The following is a 15,353-nucleotide window of genomic DNA, read 5'->3' on the forward strand; positions in this document are numbered from 1 at the left end:
GCGTCGCCCAGTCCCGGACCTGCATCTTGCCGGTGTACTCGGCAAGCGGATAGAGATTCACGCCGGCAAGGGAGGCCTGCACCGCCTGCTTGTCGGCGGCGGCATCGTCCTGAAACACGCGTGGGATAAACACCCCGGTATTGCTCCTGGCGCGGAACACCTTGGTAATCCCCTTCGGCACCGTGCCTTTCCAGTCGGGCCCGACCAGCAGGTAGAAGCCCGGCTTGGTACCGTACATCTTGCCGAACTCGGCGAAGCTGTCGGTGCGCAGGTCCACTACCTGGTAGACCCAGAACCGCTTGCCGAAGTCCGGCACCTGCACGACAACGGGGCTCTGGTCGAGTGCCAGCACGCTGAAGCCATAGACCACGTCCTGGTTGGGGCAGGCCACCAGGCGCTCGTCGGGCGCGATGTAGTCCGTCAGCATCGACAAGCGGTTGGATGGCGCGATCGGCACGGTACCGCCCATCAACCCGGGTTCGGGGAGGTCCTTGAATGCCAGGCGGCGGTTGTAGATATTGGTCATCGGCCACGCCCAGAAATAAATATTCCTGGYGGCCATCTGCAGATAGGCATCGGTCATCTTCGTGCCCGGTACCGGCCCGGCCACCTCGGCCGAAGCGCCTTGCGTCGGCTGCGCCTCGGCGTGGACCGCGTCCGCGGCCACCAACGCCAGCACCATCGAGAGGAGTGAAGAGGACAATTTTGTGCGCAACAGGCTATTCATTTGATGTGACCTCAAGGGAATCAGGTTGCCAGGCCGGAGGACAGCGCGGTGCCGAGCCCGTGCAGGCCAGCAGCACGCACGCCCCTCCCGCAACCGTCGACAGTTATCGCACCAGCCGGATTGGGGCAGGGAACCACTCGCCTCGCTGAACGTCCTCCTTTGGGACATAGGTGCGGAAGTTCAGCGAGAAGCCCTTGCCCTGCGGCGTGGGCAGCCAGTTGCTTTGCGGCACGTTGGCGGGCCGCGCCGGTGCCAGCCAGATGCTGGTACTTCCATCCGCATTGGCTTTCAGATGAGACACGTTGTTCAGGTTATAGCGATTGATCGGATTGGGCGCTACGCGATAATCCGGCACGCTGTACAGCGTCACGGACCAGAAGCCATTGACGTGCGTATCCGGCTTTTCGCCTTTCGGGAACCGGATTTCGTAGGTCTTGCTGCCGTCGAGCGGTTGCTTGTCGCTGTCGGTCTGACCGATAAAATAGATGGCCTCGCTGATTGCATTGGCCCACAGTCCACCATAGTTGATGATGTCGCGCGCCATGATGTCATTGCCGAACGTCCCGGCCACGTACGTCACCGACCATCCGCCTTTCTGGGTGCCGAATCCCTTGGCGCCCGCCAGGAATGCCGGGATCGCCCTAGTCTTGACGACTTCGTCCACCCGTTTGCGCGCGGTGTCATTTCCCGTCATATAGCTGGCCACATTGAGGGCCAGGGCCTGGTACTCGGGCGCCTTCGGCATGACATCGGGATAGGTGGCCAGTACTTCAGCTACGTTGTCGAAGATCGCCGCGCCAATCGGGGCGGCCGGTGTAAAGGCCGGCACCGGGTGCGGCGGATCGATACTGATGCCAGCGGGAACGTCCAGCGTGAACTGATTCTGCAGCCGCCTGGCGGTCGCAGGCGTACCCTTGAGCTCCACGCGCGCCAGCATCTTTGCCTTGGCCGACGGCAATTCGATCCTGACCGCCCCTGCCGGCACCGGGGGATTGGTCCCCTTGATCACCAGTGCGAACTTGCCATACGGGTGATTCGGATACGTCCGCTCGTTGATATTGGCAATGACTTCGCCCCATCCGTCGAGTAATTGGGCCGTGTAATAGCGCCCCTTGACCTGTGGCACGTTCAGGATGACGGCATGATCCTTGTCCGCGGCGAGCCAGGCCTCCAGATAGGCTACATCCATGTTTGGATTCACAAATTCGGCGGAGCCGAGGGGGTTGTACTTGATCTTGTTGTAGCCAACCTTCTCGACGTTGATATCGTAGTTCTCCTGCTGCAGCACCARATAGCGCCCGTACAAGTAGGTCCATGCCGCAACGATCTGGTCATCGGAGGGGGCCGATACGCTCGCCGTCGCGCTGTTCGCGGTAGCGCTCTTGCCAGGCGAACTGCAGGCCGTCATGCCCAGGCTTATGAAGCCTGCTGCGATTGAGGTAAAAATCCAATTGGGAGCGCGCATGGTGTTTGTTCTTTCGTTCCGGTTCTTTTGGGTTGTTTTGTGGCGTATCCGCAGCGAAGACGCGGGCCTCCCACTATGGCCGAGGACGGAGGTGGGGAGAACCAAGAAATTTTTCGGGCGATTTAAGTCTTTTCGTTTGCAGGTCGGCCACCCCATCCGCCGCACGCTTGCGCGCGCTCGTGATATTTCCAGCTTCCTGTAGCCGGAGATGGAAGTTCAAGGTTCACGATCCCGAACCAGCGGGTCTACACTACAAAAATCAGTTAGCCTGATGCGGGTACATCCATGAGCGCCGACGCGCATGACCACTCCGAGCTGTCGCCGATCCAACTGCGGGTGCGCGCGCTCGAGACGATTCTGACCGAGAAGGGCTACGTCGACCCTGCTGTCCTCGACCTTATTGTCGAGCGATACCAGACCAAGATTGGCCCTCACATCGGAGCTCGAGGGGTCGCCCGGGCCTGGCTCGATCCAGAGTTCAAGGCCGTGCTGCTGGCGGATGCGACAAGAGCGATCACCGCGCTCGGCGTCGTCAGCCAAGTGGGCGACCATCTGATCGCGGTGGAGAACACGCCCGGGCATCACAACATGGTCGTCTGCACGCTGTGCTCGTGCTACCCATGGGACGTGCTCGGGCTGCCTCCGGTCTGGTACAAGTCGGCCGCCTATCGCTCGCGTGCTGTGTCAGATCCGCGCGGCGTGCTGGCCGACTTCGGTGTCATACTGCCGGAAGCCACGCAGATCCGTGTCTGGGACTCGACCGCGGAGACCCGCTTCCTCGTGGTACCACCGCGCCCCGCCGGCACCGAAGGCTGGCCCGAGGAACGCCTGATGCGGCTCATCACTCGTGACTGCATGATAGGCACCGGCCTGCCCCTGCGCCCCGAGGAGATATCGCCATGAACGGCGTTCACGACATGGGCGGCATGCACGGCTTCGGCAAAGTGCATCCCGAGGCTGACGAACCTCCGTTCCACGCACAGTGGGAGGAGCGGGTGCTGGCCATGCAGCGGGCCATGCGTTTCACGCGCGCCTGGAACATCGACATGTCTCGCGACGCGCAGGAGCGGCTGCCTGCCGCGGTCTACCTGTCTGTGTCCTACTACGAAAGATGGGCATTGGGAATCGAGCGCAATGCGGTCGAGCGAGGACTGATCGGCGCCGATGAAATCGCCGCAGGGCATGCCATGCATCCGGGCAAGCCCCTCGAACGGGTCATGACGACGAACGACATCGGGCACGCATTCACCCGAGGCACCTTCTGTCGCCCGCCCAAGCGGCCGGCCAGGTTCAAACCGGGCGAGCGAGTGCGCACGAAGAACATCAACCCGCCCACGCACACGCGCTTGCCGCGGTACGCGCGCGGCCGTGAAGGAACGATCGAGGCAATCCGGGGTTGCCACGTTTTTCCGGACTCCGTCGTGGCCGGTGCGGGAGAAGACCCGCAGTGGCTCTACACCGTCGTCTTCGAAGGCCGCGAGCTCTGGGGAGCGGAGACCGACGCCACGCTCACCGTCTCGATCGAGGCATTCGAGCCCTACCTCGAACCAGCATGAAATGAAGGTCGATCCAGTCGCAGTGCGTGATGCCGCCGAGGCCCTACCGGGCGTTCCCCGTGACAACGAAGGCCCGGTGTTCCGCGAACCGTGGGAGGCGCAGGTTTTTTCTCTGGCATTGGTCTTGCACCAGCGGGGCCTCTACACCTGGCGTGAATGGGCTGCAGCGCTGGCAGAAGAGATCAGGCGCGCACAGCTTGCCGGCGATCCGGATACGGGCGAGACCTACTACCTGCACTGGCTCGCCACGCTCGAGCGCCTGGTGGCAAGCAAAGGCGTCGCGAGCCTGGAGACGCAGGCGCGCTATCGCAAAGCGTGGCACTACGCGGCGCGTCGCACGCCTCACGGCAAGCCTGTTGAACTCTCGCTTGGCGATTTCCCGGAAAACGGGGATTTGTGAGTCGATGTCCATTGCGCGCCGGCTCTCCGGCAGTGGAACCGTCTTGTCGATCTACCGTCCGGTACGCATGGCGGCGCCAACATTAATCTCAACGGCGCGATCTTCGACGCGTTCGACTTCTCGTTCGCGTCCCTCTGAACCGGAGAAGCAAAGTGCCAAACGTAACGTCCGACGGTGTTTCGATCCACTACGCGGTCAAGGGCCAAGGTTCGCCCGTGCTTCTTCTGGCGGGGCTTGCGGGAGTGGGCGCATCTTGGGGCCCACAGATCGATCTGTTCGCCGAGCACCACCAAGTGATCGTACCCGATCACCGCGGCACCGGCGCGTCCGAGCACACCGCACGCGCCATGACGATGACACAACACGCGCTGGACATGGCGCGGGTCATCGAGGCGGTCGGGTGCGGGCCGGTCCACGCGCTCGGCTCCTCGACCGGCGGCGCCATCGCGCAATTGCTGTCGATCCATCACCGCGAACTATTACGCAGCGCGACAATTGTCTCTTCGATTGCACGCGCGGACGCGTTCTACCGTCGCCAGTTCGACATGCGGCGACGCATGTTGACCGATTCCGGCCTGCGCGCGTCCACCGAGGCCAACGCACTATTCCTCTTCGATCCGAAATTCATGCGCGAGCACCCGGAGCAGGTGCAGGCGTGGGTGAACGCTACAGCGGCCGGCACATTCGAGCGGGAGATCAGCTTTGCCCGGATCGACATGATCGTGGGGCACGACGCCTTCGATGATCTTCCGTCGATCGCGACGCCGACGCTGGTGCTGGTGGGCGAGCGCGACTTCTGCGCCCCGCCGTACTTCTCCGCGGAGCTTGCAGAGCGGATTCCGGGAGCCGAGTTTGCCATCCTGGACGGTGGTCATTTCATCTTCCTGGAGAAGCCCGAACTACTGCACGACACTGTTGAGGCCTTCATCGCCAGGCACGAACGATGATCAGCTCGGCACTCTGACGGAAGGCGGGCGCCTCCCGCTAGAGTGCCGGTGCGAGCTGGCCGTAGTCCGGCCGCAGGCATTCGCTGTGCATTTCCCATGCTACGCAAAACGCTGCGGGATCCTGGCGCCGAAGTCAGAAAACATCTGGGCTATGCCGCAGCTGGAGTTTTTGACTCGTGGAATTGATCGACCAAAAAATCAATGAACGCTCTGGCACGCGCCGTTTGATTGCGCCGATTCGAGTAGTAGACAAACAGGTCCGCCGACGGGAGGACAAAGTCCGGCAGCACAACCCTCAGCCTGCCACTCTCGAGATACTTCGCCAGATCCCACTCCGAACGGATAAGGATGCCGTGGCCATCAAGTGCCCAGCCGAGGACGATATCGCCATCGTTGCTCGACAGCACCCCATCAACTTTGACGATCTCGGTTTGCTCATGGTGCGTAAACCGCCAGATACCGTATGCATCATCGTTCTGCCGATGGATGATGCAGCGATGGTCGGCGAGATCGGCAAGGCTAGCCGGGGTGCCATATCTCTCGAGATAGACCGGTGAGGCGCACAGAAACCGTCGGTTCGACATGATGCGTCGCGCGTTGAGCCGTTTGTCAGGCAGCGAGCCGAAACGAATGGCCAGATCGAAGCTACTCTCGACGAGGTCGATTGGCCTGTCGGTGACGTCCAGTTGCACTGTGACAAGGGGATAACGCCTGGCGAACTCGGAGACGAGCGGTGCAATGGTCGTGCGGCCGAAACCAAGGGTTGCATTCACGCGAAGTATCCCGCGCGGCACGGCACTGCTGCTCGACACTTCATTTTCCATCTCTCGGACCTGGGCAAGTATCCGCGTCGCATGGAGGAGGTAGGTCTCGCCTTCATTTGTCAGGCTGATGCTGCGGGTTGTGCGGTTGACTAGCCGTACACCCAGCCGGTCTTCCATCTGGGCAAGCCGCTTGGTGGCCGCCGGCGGCGTCAGGTCAAGCGCCCGCGCGGCAGCCGAAAGATTGCCATGGCGGGCGATAAGCACGAAGAACTCCAGTTCGGAAGCGAGATTGGTCTTCACTCAAAGTGAATAATCAAATGACTTGTGGTGAATTTTAAGACACCTTCCCGCACCTATGCTAGTGGCTCACATAGCTTATGCATCCGCCGAACCGGGTGCCTTAGGAGACACATCATGAAAATCGTCGATATTCGCGAAAAAACGTTGCCGATCAACTCGCCGATTCGTAACGCTTACATCGACTTCAGCAAGATGACCCTCAGTCTGGTCGCCGTCATCACTGACGTCATCCGCGACGGCAAGCCGGTGGTGGGCTACGGCTTCAACTCCAATGGCCGCTATGGCCAGGGGAAGCTGATGCGCGAGCGCTTCATCCCGCGCGTGCTGGAGGCGGCAACCGAATCCCTGCTTGACGCAAGCGGCAACAACTTCGATCCGCACAAGATCTGGGACACCATGTTCACCAATGAGAAGCCGGGCGGGCACGGCGAACGCTCGGTCGCCATCGGCACCATCGACATGGCCGTCTGGGACGCGGTAGCCAAGATCGAGGGCAAGCCCTTGTTTCAATTGCTGGCCGACCGCTATGGCAACGGTACGCCCGATCGCAAGGTGTTCGTCTACGCCGCGGGCGGCTACTACTACCCCGGCCAGGACCACAACAAGCTCAAGGACGAAATGCGCAGCTACATCGACCGCGGCTATACCGTGGTCAAGAAGAAGATTGGCGGCGCGACGCTTGACGAGGACCTGCGGCGAATCGACTCGATCCTGAGCGTGCTTCAGGATGGTCAAAAGCTCGCGGTGGATGCCAACGGCCGCTTCGACCTGGACACTGCGGTTCAATATGCCAAGGCGCTGTCACAGTACGACCTGTTCTGGTACGAGGAACCGGGCGACCCTCTGGATTTCGAGTTGCAGGCGACGCTGCGCAATTACTACACCAATCCGATGGCCACCGGCGAGGACCTGTTCTCGATGCAGGATGCCCGCAACCTGATTCGCTATGGCGGCATGCGCCCCGACCGCGACTGGTTGCAGTTCGACTGCGCGCTGAGCTACGGCTTGGTCGAATACCTGCGGACCCTCGACATGCTCAAGGAACACGGCTGGTCGGCGAGCCGTTGCATTCCGCATGGCGGTCACCAGATGTCGCTGAATATTGCCGCCGGCCTTGGCCTGGGCGGCAACGAGAGCTACCCGGATCTGTTCCAGCCTTTCGGTGGTTTCCCCGATGGGGTCAAGGTTGACAAGGGTTACGTCACGATGCCCGATCTGCCTGGTATCGGCTTCGAAGGCAAGTCCGACCTCTATAGCGTCATGCAGGAACTGTCGTCTTGAACGCGTAGTTGCAACGGCCATACGGCCATACGGCCATACGGCCATACAAGAGGAGACAAAGATGCTAAAACAGCGCGCGGTTGCCCGCAGTGCAGTATTGATACTAGTCTGCGGCGCTATTGCCGCCCCTACGTCCGCGCTCGCGGAGTATCCGGAGAAGCCCGTCACACTAGTCGTACCATTCGTAGCCGGTGGTCCCAGCGACAAGATTGCGCGCGATGTCGCGGAAGCCTTGCGCAAGTCATTGGGCCAACCGGTGTTGGTGGAGAACACAGCGGGCGCGGGCGGAACCATAGGCACCGCACGCGTGGCGCGCGCCAACCCCGACGGTTACACCCTTCTGGTGCACCACATCGGGCTGGCGACCGCGCCGTCCTTGTACAAGAAACTGGGCTACAAGACGGGGGATCTGGAGTTCCTGGGCCTGATCAACGAAGCGCCCTCAACGCTCATCGGCAAACCTGGTCTGGCCCCGAACACACTTGCCGAGCTTCGCAAAACCATTGCGGACAGTGGGGGCAAGCTCAACCTCGCCAATGCCGGCGTTGGATCGGCATCGCATTTGTGTGGCCTTATGCTGCAGAATGCCCTGAAGAGCAACATGACATTTGTGCCATATAAGGGCACCGCGCCGGCTATGTCCGATCTGATGGGCGGACAGGTCGACCTGATGTGCGAGCAAGCGACCAACAGCACGCCGCAGATCGAGGCAAAGAAAGTCAAGGCTTACGGCGTAAGTAGTCTGCAGCGCTCCACGGTACCTGCCTTGGCAAGCATCCCGACACTCAGCGAAAGTGGCTTGCCGGGTTTCAATTTCACGGTGTGGCACGGCCTCTATGCTCCACACGGAACGCCGCCCGCGGTGCTGAACAAAATTAACGCAGCTCTGCGCACTGCGCTGAAGGATCCGGCCCTCATCAAGCGGGAGGAGGGGCTAGGCATCACAGTGATCAGCGACGCGCGGCTATCCCCGTCCGGGCACAAGAAGTTCTTTGACAGCGAGGCCAATCGCTGGTCGAAGATCATCAAGGATGCGGGCATTCAGCCGGAGTGAGAAAACCTCCATGTCGTACAGCCTTCTTAAGGTGGCGGCGGGTAACAATATCGCAATCGATCCGGTGCAGTAAAAATCCCGTGACTCATAAATTGTGCTTCGTTAGGCGCATGATGCTTTTCGTCCCTCGAAAGTCGCCAAAGATGCAAGGTGATTTAGGGTACGCAAGGGCAAGCGGCGCCCTGCAGAGTGGATCCTGTGCAACGCTCGCTGAACCAATCAAGCGAGGGCCCTTTGACCGTGAGTGGATTCGCGACTACACTCGCCGCGTAGTGTTTCCGGAACTGGGTCATCCGGGAAAAAAAAGAAAAGGAGCGCGAGCATGGGCCACAGAAGCCCGGCGGTGCGATATAGCCGAAAACATTGGCTATTTCGGGAGTTGGGGGTAGCCACGCGGTGCGGTGGCTGGGGTCGACACGCTCGGCTCGGGGGCGGCTTTACGCTCATCGAGTTAATGATCGCCGTGGCAATCATCGGCATCCTCGCGGCCATTGCCTATCCCTCCTATATCCAATTCGTAGTGCGCTCCAATCGCGCAGCGGCGGAGTCGTTCCTGCTGGAAGTCGCCAGCATGCAGGAGCGCTTCCTGGTGGACAACCGGGTCTATGCCACCACCCTGGCCGCACTCGGCTATGCGAGTCCGCCCGGCACAGTTTCCCCCAATTACCAGATTACCGTCACTGCGGTCGCAGGTCCGCCACTTGGATATGTCCTGACGGCGACGCCGCAGGGTACCCAGGCCACGAACGACGCGGCATGTGGAACGTTGACGCTGTCGAGTACCGGGGACAAGAGCGTCTCCGGTACGGGTTCGACTTGCTGGAAGTAGCCCATGCGAAATACTCATGCATCGAATATATCCGGCGCCGCAGCGGAACGCGGATTCACGCTAATAGAATTGCTGGTAACGCTGACAGTGCTTTCCATCATCGCGTTTGCTGCGGCCCCGTCGTTCTCAAGCCTGATCGCGACACAACGCGCACGCAACGCCTCGCTGGATCTTTCCGCCGCGCTGACATTGACGCGTAGCGAGGCCGTCAAGCGCAACAGCAGTGTCACCATGGCCGCCTCCGGCGCTTGGGCCGGGGGGTGGGCCGTAACCGCCGGGACCGAAAAGGTGCGCAGTTTTGGTCCATATGACGGTATTTCGATCACTGCCAGCGCGGGTAACTCCCTGGCGGTCGGTAACGACGGCAGGCCTACTGCCGGCAGCCTGACGTTCCAGGTGGCGCCGTCGGTATCACCTCAGGCGAGCTCGACGATCTGCGTACAGGTGAGCGGAACCGGCCGCGTTGCACTGGTATCCGGAGCATGTACGTGAACTCGCGCTCCCCCCATGCGCGCAATCGCTTGCGCCGGTCCTCGCAGCGTGGCGCCACGCTCATTGAGGTCCTGATATCGGTCGTGATCCTGCTGGTGGCGCTGCTGGGCACCGCAGGTCTGATTGCCCGCTCCGGCCAATCGGAAATGGAAGCCTATCAGCGTGTGCAGGCGCTGACATTGCTGCAGGACATGGCCGCCCGGCTCAACGCTAACCGTCAGGCCGCGGCCTGCTATGCCAGTGGCGCCACCATTACCACGGCGGGCAGCACTACCGTTCCCGCTCCAGCTTGCACCGTCGGTACCGCCGCGCAGCAATCCATCACGAATGCCGACCTGGCAGCCTGGGGGGCAGCATTGCTTGGCAGCGCGGAGAACAATGGCGGAAAGACGGTAGGCGCCATGATTGGTGCGCTCGGTTGTATCGAAGCCCTCGATGCTACAAACCAGATCTACCGCATCACGGTAGCCTGGCAGGGCCTCGCAAAGACGACCGCGCCGGCGCTGCCATGCGGCAACGGACAATTCGGCAATGACAGCTATCGCCGCGCGGTAAGCATTCAGGTACGCATTGGAGTTCTCTCGTGAATCGGCAGCGCAATGCGAAGCGCCACCGGCAGGGCGGCATGTCCCTGATCGAATTGATGGTCGGGATGACGCTTGGGCTACTGCTCTTGACTGCCCTGGGGAGTTTGTATTTTTCCACCACGCGGTCGCGCTCTGAGTTTTCCAATAGTGCGGAGCAGGTGGAAAACGGGCGCTATGTGGTGGACACGGTAGGTCGTGAAATCGAGCTTGCCGGCTTTTTCGGTGCCGCCAGCGTAGCCAGCGGCGCAACCGTGGCAAGCCCCGCCCTGTGCGCTACATCACCGGGCGCACTGGGTTTCGTCAACTCACCGGCGACGATGCCTCTCGGCCTTCAGGGCTACGCTCCTGGTACGGTGGCGCCATGCCTGCCGAACCTGGCTCCGGCATCGGAAATACTTGTGATAAGGCGTGTGTCGACGACGCCGGTGGCGGCGGCGACCGTCGGGCAGTCCTATATGCAGGTATCGTACTGTTCCACCGACGCCACATCGTTCGTGTTTGGCGCCAGCGCTCCGGCCTTCACCATGCGCACCAAGGCATGCGACCCGGCCGTTACCGCGGAGTTGCGCCCGGCTGTAGTCCGCATTTTTTATCTTGCAGCTTGCGATGTGTGTTCCGGCGCTGGCGACGGCGTGCCGACGCTGAAGATGGCGGAGTTGTCCGGCGGTGCCTTCCAGGTCAACTCGGTGGCGCAAGGCATTCAGGATATGCACTTGTCCTACGGTGTGGATCTCGACAACAACGGCTCCGCAGACTGCTATGTCAGCGACCCCGGTGTGAACAACAGCGCCATTTGCACCTCGGTACCCGCATACGACTGGACGACTGCCCTCACCAACTGGCAGAACGTCACGTCTGTCAGCATTAGCGTCCTTGCCCGCACGCAGCGGACCTCGCTTGGCTGGACAGACAGCCGCACCTATGATCTCGGACGGGCCACTGTCAGTGGCCCGTTCAACGACGGCTACAAACGTCATGTCTACGCCCGCGTGGCAAGGCTGGCCAATGTGGCGGGCCGCCGGGAGTAAGTCATGCTAATCGCACAGCGCCGGCAGTCCGGCGCCACCCTGATCGTTACGCTAATTTTCCTGGTGATCTTCCTGCTGATGACGATATCGCTGGTTGGCTCCAGTGTCGTCAATGTGAAGGTCGCCGCTAATCAGCAGCACGGAGTGGAGGCGCAGAATGCCGCGCAGCAAGGCATCGAGCAAGTCATTAGCAAGGACTTCACCGCCAACCCGGCGGCAGCCGCGGCCAGCGTCCCGGTCGATGTGAACGGCGACGGTAGCGCTGACTATACGGCGCAGGTCGCGGCGCCGGTGTGCCAGACCAGCAAGCCGGTAAGGAATACGGACCTGGATACGTCCAATACCGACGACGTCTCCTGTTTCGTTGGCAATGGTAACCAGGACACCGGGATATTGACGGCATCCGGAGGCGGCGGCGGAAATTCACTGTGCAACGCCACGCAATGGGACGTAAAGGCCAGCGTCAGCGATAGCGCCGCCACAGCCACCAACACCACCTTGCACCAGGGTATCTCAGTACGCGTGCCGGTCGGCACGGCATGCCCGTAAGTTTGCGGTCACGATTCAGTTTCCGATTGCTTCACCTCCGCACCTCAGGACTCACAATGCGTCAATTCGCTGAACGCGCTGCCTCGCGCATTGCCATCGCCACGTTACTCGCGCTTTCCGCCTTGCATCCGGCAATGGCGGAGGACATCGATCTGTACACTGGCTTGCAGCCCCAGTCCGGCAAGCCCAATGTGCTGATCCTGTTCGACAATGCATCGACCTGGGATGCGTCGGCCAGCTTCACCTGCTCCACATCGGGGGTCGTCTCCAGCAATAACGCAGGCAAGGACGTTGGCGCCGAGCAGTGCGCGCTCTACAACGCGGTGTCGTCGATCAAGACCAGCCCCACACTGCTGGGCAACCTCAATCTCGGCGTGATGATGTTCGGCGCCGGGGACAACGTCGGCGGCCGGTTCAAGTTCCCGTCGGCGGCGCCCTACAAGTTGCCGCTGATGGACAACAGCGGGGTCGACAGCTTCCTTAGCTATGTGAAAACAATCGACCGTCAGGCCGACAACTCGAACAACTCGCAGGTCGGTGGCGGTATGCAGGAATCGTGGGCCTACTATGCCGGCCAGACTGGCTTGTCCGGCACCAAGTACACCTCACCGATCGACAACCCCTGTCAGCGCAATTTTGTCATCTATATCGCCAACGCCGTGAACAACGGCAAGCCGCAAGACACAGGCCAGAATGTCATCAATGCCCTGGCCGCCGCAGGCGCGACTGCAACTCAGCAACAGCAGATTGTCATTCCCGCACCCGACAACAAATACCAGAGCAACTGGGGCGACGAATGGGCTCGCTTCATGTACCAGACCGACGTCCAGGGCAACATGGCCAACCGTCAGAACATCGTGACCTACACGATCGCGGTGACCGATAGCAAAAATCCTGACTATGTCCAGTTCGCGAGCAGCATGGCGACCAATGGCGGCGGCAAGACCTATGTGGTACAGCTCGGTGACGTCAATGGGCTGACGTCGGCCTTGCTGCAAATCTTCAACGAGGTGCAGGCCATCAACAGCGTCTTTGCCTCGGTCAGCCTTCCGGCCTCCGTCAATGCCCAGGGTCAGTTCCTCAACCAGGTCTATGTGGGTATGTTCCGCCCGGATGCCACCGCGGCACCGCGGTGGCAAGGCAATCTCAAGCAGTATCAGATCGGCTATGACGCCAGCGGCAACATCGTGCTGCAGGATGCCAAGGGCAACGCTGCCATCAGCAACGCGGCGACGGGCTTTATCTCTCCGAACGCTGTCAGTTTCTGGACGACGGAGCCGCCGCTTTCCTTCGGCGCGACCGGCTATGGGGCCAGCGCGGTCAGTAGTTGGCCGGCCACGGGATACTGGAAGAACAGCCCGTCGAGTGTCGGGTGGGGCCTTGATTCCCCTGACGGGGAGGTTGTGGAAAAGGGTGGTGCGGGCGAGATGCTGCGCGCACAGTTGCTGACCAGCCAGACCGGCCGGCAACTGATAACCTGCAACGGTGCGGGTAGTTGCCCAACTAGCGCGGCGATGCCGTCATTCGATAGTTCCAACACATGGCTGAAGGACACGAGTTCGACCGGCGGCCTTGCCGTCATCAACTCGGGGACCAGCGGCGCGGCCACCATCACCGCAGCCGAATTGCCCAAGCTTATCGCCTGGGTACGCGGCCAGGACGTCGCCGCTTCGGATACCAGCAGCCTGGCCGGCACCGAAGCGGAGCCAGGTCCCGGTACGCCGGTGACCGTGCGCAGTTCGATCCACGCAGACGTACTGCATTCCCGGCCGGCTGTCGTCAACTATGGCGGCAGCAAGGGAGTCGTGGTGTTCTATGGCACCAACGATGGCGTGTACCACGCGATCAACGGCAACCAGACGCAGGGCATCGGCAGTGTGAGGCCGGGCGGCGAGCTATGGGGCTTCATCGCACCGGAGTTCCTTGGCAAGCTCAGCCGCCTCTACACCAACTCTCCGGAGGTGAAGCTCTCGACCACGCCTGGCGGTATCACTCCCACTCCGGCGCCGCGGGATTACTTCTTCGACGGAAGTACCACCGTGATGCAGGACTTGCGCGACGCGGCGAATCCTCGCGTGGTCATCTACCTGACGGCACGCCGCGGCGGGCGGCTGATCTATGCAATCGATGTGACGGATCCCGTCAATCCACGCTTCCTGTGGAAACGCTCCAATGCTGATATCCCTGAGCTCGGCCAGACCTGGTCCCAGCCGCGCGTCATGCGCGTGCGCGGCTACGCCAACCCGTTGGTGGTGATGGGCGCGGGCTATGACTCGGCCGAAGACAGCGATCCGTCGCCGGGAGTCGATAGCATGGGGCGCGGCATCGTGGCATTCGATGCCGTCAGCGGCGCCGTTGTGTGGAGCGCTCTGCCCAACTGTAGCGGTATGAGCGGCACATGCCTGGCGGTTGCCGGCCTGACCCGGGCCATCCCGTCGGATGTCACGGGGCTTGACCGCAATGGCGACGGTTATATCGAACGCCTGTACGTTGGCGACGTCGGCGGCAATCTCTGGAGAGCCGACTTTGAAACCACCGCGGGCAATGCGCCTGCCAACTGGACGCTAAACAAGCTCGCCGCACTCGGCGGCGGAGCTAATACAAATGACGCGCGCAAGTTCTTCTATGCACCCGACGTCATTTCCACTGCTACCTTCGATGCCATTACGGCCGGTACGGGTGACCGCGAGCATCCTCTGTACTCGGCCTCGACCACGCAGGGGACCGCTTACAACGTGGTCAATCGCCTCTACATGTTGAAGGACACCAACATACTCGGCATGCCGGCCACCTGGACACCCATCACAGAGGCGCTTCTCGTCAACAACACCAGCACCACGGCCAAGTACGACGGCACTGGTTCGGGCTTCTACATTACGCTCACCAATCCCGGCGAGAAAGCAGTGAATGCGCCGCTCACCGTCGCCGGAAATACCATCATCGGCACAAATACGCCGGCAGTGCCCCAGGCGGGCATGTGCTACCCCAATCTTGGCATCGCCCGGAGCTATTCCWTCAGCTTCCTTACGGCATCAGGCCAAAACCCGCAACGTTCGATCATCCTGGATGGCGGCGGCTTTCCGCCTTCGCCGGTATTCGGCATGGTATCGATTGGCAGCGGCGCGACCGCTACCGTTGTGCCGGTTTTGCTCGGTGGTGGCAACCAGACCGGTGCCGGAGGAGGCGACGCTACCTCGGCACTGGGTGCTCAGAAGATCAAGATCGCGGGCGTGGGCAAGCGCAAACGCATCTACTGGTTTCCGGAGAGCGATAAGCACTAGAACCCTGCATCAAGCATTGGTTGCAAGCGGCGAGGCAAACGGCGCAAGCCCATCCGCCTCGCCAGCGACGAACGGCGGAAATGGCATTGATTT

The 15,353-nt window shown here is 61.4% G+C and carries 15 protein-coding genes; 12 read left to right on the plus strand and 3 right to left on the minus strand.

All coding sequences use genetic code 11. The features are described 5' to 3' along the window. On the minus strand, window positions 1-727 hold a 727-nt coding region (locus AC1DKD_RS05100; RefSeq protein WP_477143046.1), incomplete at its 3' end, for a DUF1254 domain-containing protein. 103 nt (window positions 728-830) lie between these two features. Beyond that, window positions 831-2,348 carry a DUF1214 domain-containing protein gene (locus tag AC1DKD_RS05105; protein WP_441630476.1) on the minus strand — a complete coding sequence of 506 codons (1,518 nt, stop codon included), beginning with the start codon at window positions 2,346-2,348 and terminating at the stop codon, window positions 831-833. Window positions 2,349-2,477: 129 nt separating this feature from the next. Between AC1DKD_RS05105 and nthA the strand changes: the two genes are divergently transcribed. From nthA to AC1DKD_RS05125, 4 genes are all read left to right on the plus strand, one after another. Continuing rightward, window positions 2,478-3,095 carry a nitrile hydratase subunit alpha gene (gene nthA, locus AC1DKD_RS05110; RefSeq protein ID WP_441630478.1) on the plus strand — a complete coding sequence of 206 codons (618 nt, stop codon included), beginning with the start codon at window positions 2,478-2,480 and terminating at the stop codon, window positions 3,093-3,095. Then, window positions 3,092-3,748, plus strand: a complete 657-nt coding sequence (gene nthB, locus AC1DKD_RS05115) for a nitrile hydratase subunit beta (RefSeq protein ID WP_441630480.1) — start codon at window positions 3,092-3,094, stop codon at window positions 3,746-3,748. The genes nthA and nthB overlap by 4 nt, the downstream gene beginning before the upstream one ends. Before the next feature lies 1 nt (window position 3,749). After that, on the plus strand, window positions 3,750-4,148 hold the full coding sequence (locus AC1DKD_RS05120) for a nitrile hydratase accessory protein (RefSeq protein WP_441630482.1): 399 nt from the start codon (window positions 3,750-3,752) through the stop codon (window positions 4,146-4,148). A 152-nt stretch (window positions 4,149-4,300) separates the two neighbouring features. After that, entirely contained in the window at window positions 4,301-5,095 is a 795-nt protein-coding gene (locus AC1DKD_RS05125) for an alpha/beta fold hydrolase (RefSeq protein ID WP_441630484.1), read from the plus strand. A 149-nt stretch (window positions 5,096-5,244) separates the two neighbouring features. Here AC1DKD_RS05125 and AC1DKD_RS05130 read toward each other — a convergent pair whose 3' ends face one another. After that, a complete protein-coding gene (locus AC1DKD_RS05130) occupies window positions 5,245-6,159 on the minus strand; it encodes a LysR family transcriptional regulator (RefSeq protein ID WP_441630486.1) in 915 nt (304 codons plus the stop codon). 114 nt (window positions 6,160-6,273) lie between these two features. On the opposite strand from AC1DKD_RS05130, the gene AC1DKD_RS05135 reads away from it, so the two are divergent. The 8 genes from AC1DKD_RS05135 (at window position 6,274) to AC1DKD_RS05170 (ending at window position 15,260) form a co-directional block, all read left to right on the plus strand. Then, window positions 6,274-7,440: a mandelate racemase/muconate lactonizing enzyme family protein gene (locus AC1DKD_RS05135; protein WP_441630488.1), complete on the plus strand. Its 1,167-nt coding sequence runs from the start codon at window positions 6,274-6,276 to the stop codon at window positions 7,438-7,440. 61 nt (window positions 7,441-7,501) lie between these two features. Then, window positions 7,502-8,494, plus strand: a complete 993-nt coding sequence (locus tag AC1DKD_RS05140) for a tripartite tricarboxylate transporter substrate-binding protein (RefSeq protein WP_441630490.1) — start codon at window positions 7,502-7,504, stop codon at window positions 8,492-8,494. A 379-nt stretch (window positions 8,495-8,873) separates the two neighbouring features. Then, window positions 8,874-9,323 carry a type IV pilin protein gene (locus tag AC1DKD_RS05145; protein ID WP_441630568.1) on the plus strand — a complete coding sequence of 150 codons (450 nt, stop codon included), beginning with the start codon at window positions 8,874-8,876 and terminating at the stop codon, window positions 9,321-9,323. A gap of 3 nt (window positions 9,324-9,326) precedes the next feature. Then, on the plus strand, window positions 9,327-9,815 hold the full coding sequence (locus AC1DKD_RS05150; RefSeq protein WP_441630492.1) for a GspH/FimT family pseudopilin: 489 nt from the start codon (window positions 9,327-9,329) through the stop codon (window positions 9,813-9,815). Beyond that, entirely contained in the window at window positions 9,806-10,402 is a 597-nt protein-coding gene (gene pilV / locus AC1DKD_RS05155; protein ID WP_441630494.1) for a type IV pilus modification protein PilV, read from the plus strand. The genes AC1DKD_RS05150 and pilV overlap by 10 nt, the downstream gene beginning before the upstream one ends. Further along, complete coding sequence (locus AC1DKD_RS05160) at window positions 10,399-11,430, plus strand: PilW family protein (protein WP_441630496.1); 1,032 nt, start codon at window positions 10,399-10,401, stop codon at window positions 11,428-11,430. The genes pilV and AC1DKD_RS05160 overlap by 4 nt, the downstream gene beginning before the upstream one ends. 3 nt (window positions 11,431-11,433) lie before the next feature. Further along, window positions 11,434-11,979 carry a pilus assembly PilX family protein gene (locus tag AC1DKD_RS05165; RefSeq protein ID WP_441630498.1) on the plus strand — a complete coding sequence of 182 codons (546 nt, stop codon included), beginning with the start codon at window positions 11,434-11,436 and terminating at the stop codon, window positions 11,977-11,979. A 56-nt stretch (window positions 11,980-12,035) separates the two neighbouring features. After that, the gene (locus AC1DKD_RS05170) at window positions 12,036-15,260 is read left to right on the plus strand and encodes a pilus assembly protein (RefSeq protein WP_477143047.1); all 3,225 of its coding nucleotides are present in this window, start codon (window positions 12,036-12,038) and stop codon (window positions 15,258-15,260) included. Window positions 15,261-15,353: the final 93 nt, after the last annotated feature.

The organism is Cupriavidus sp. 05T313 (assembly GCF_056396665.1).

What these genes read in the sequence shown, in the direction of transcription:
- nthB (WP_441630480.1), top strand. Translation starts at nt 3,092, where the DNA reads ATGAACGGCGTTCACGACATGGGCGGCATGCACGGCTTCGGCAAAGTG.
- AC1DKD_RS05150 (WP_441630492.1), top strand. Translation starts at nt 9,327, where the DNA reads ATGCGAAATACTCATGCATCGAATATATCCGGCGCCGCAGCGGAACGC.
- AC1DKD_RS05165 (WP_441630498.1), top strand. Translation starts at nt 11,434, where the DNA reads ATGCTAATCGCACAGCGCCGGCAGTCCGGCGCCACCCTGATCGTTACG.
- AC1DKD_RS05120 (WP_441630482.1), top strand. Translation starts at nt 3,750, where the DNA reads ATGAAGGTCGATCCAGTCGCAGTGCGTGATGCCGCCGAGGCCCTACCG.
- pilV (WP_441630494.1), top strand. Translation starts at nt 9,806, where the DNA reads ATGTACGTGAACTCGCGCTCCCCCCATGCGCGCAATCGCTTGCGCCGG.
- AC1DKD_RS05140 (WP_441630490.1), top strand. Translation starts at nt 7,502, where the DNA reads ATGCTAAAACAGCGCGCGGTTGCCCGCAGTGCAGTATTGATACTAGTC.
- nthA (WP_441630478.1), top strand. Translation starts at nt 2,478, where the DNA reads ATGAGCGCCGACGCGCATGACCACTCCGAGCTGTCGCCGATCCAACTG.
- AC1DKD_RS05135 (WP_441630488.1), top strand. Translation starts at nt 6,274, where the DNA reads ATGAAAATCGTCGATATTCGCGAAAAAACGTTGCCGATCAACTCGCCG.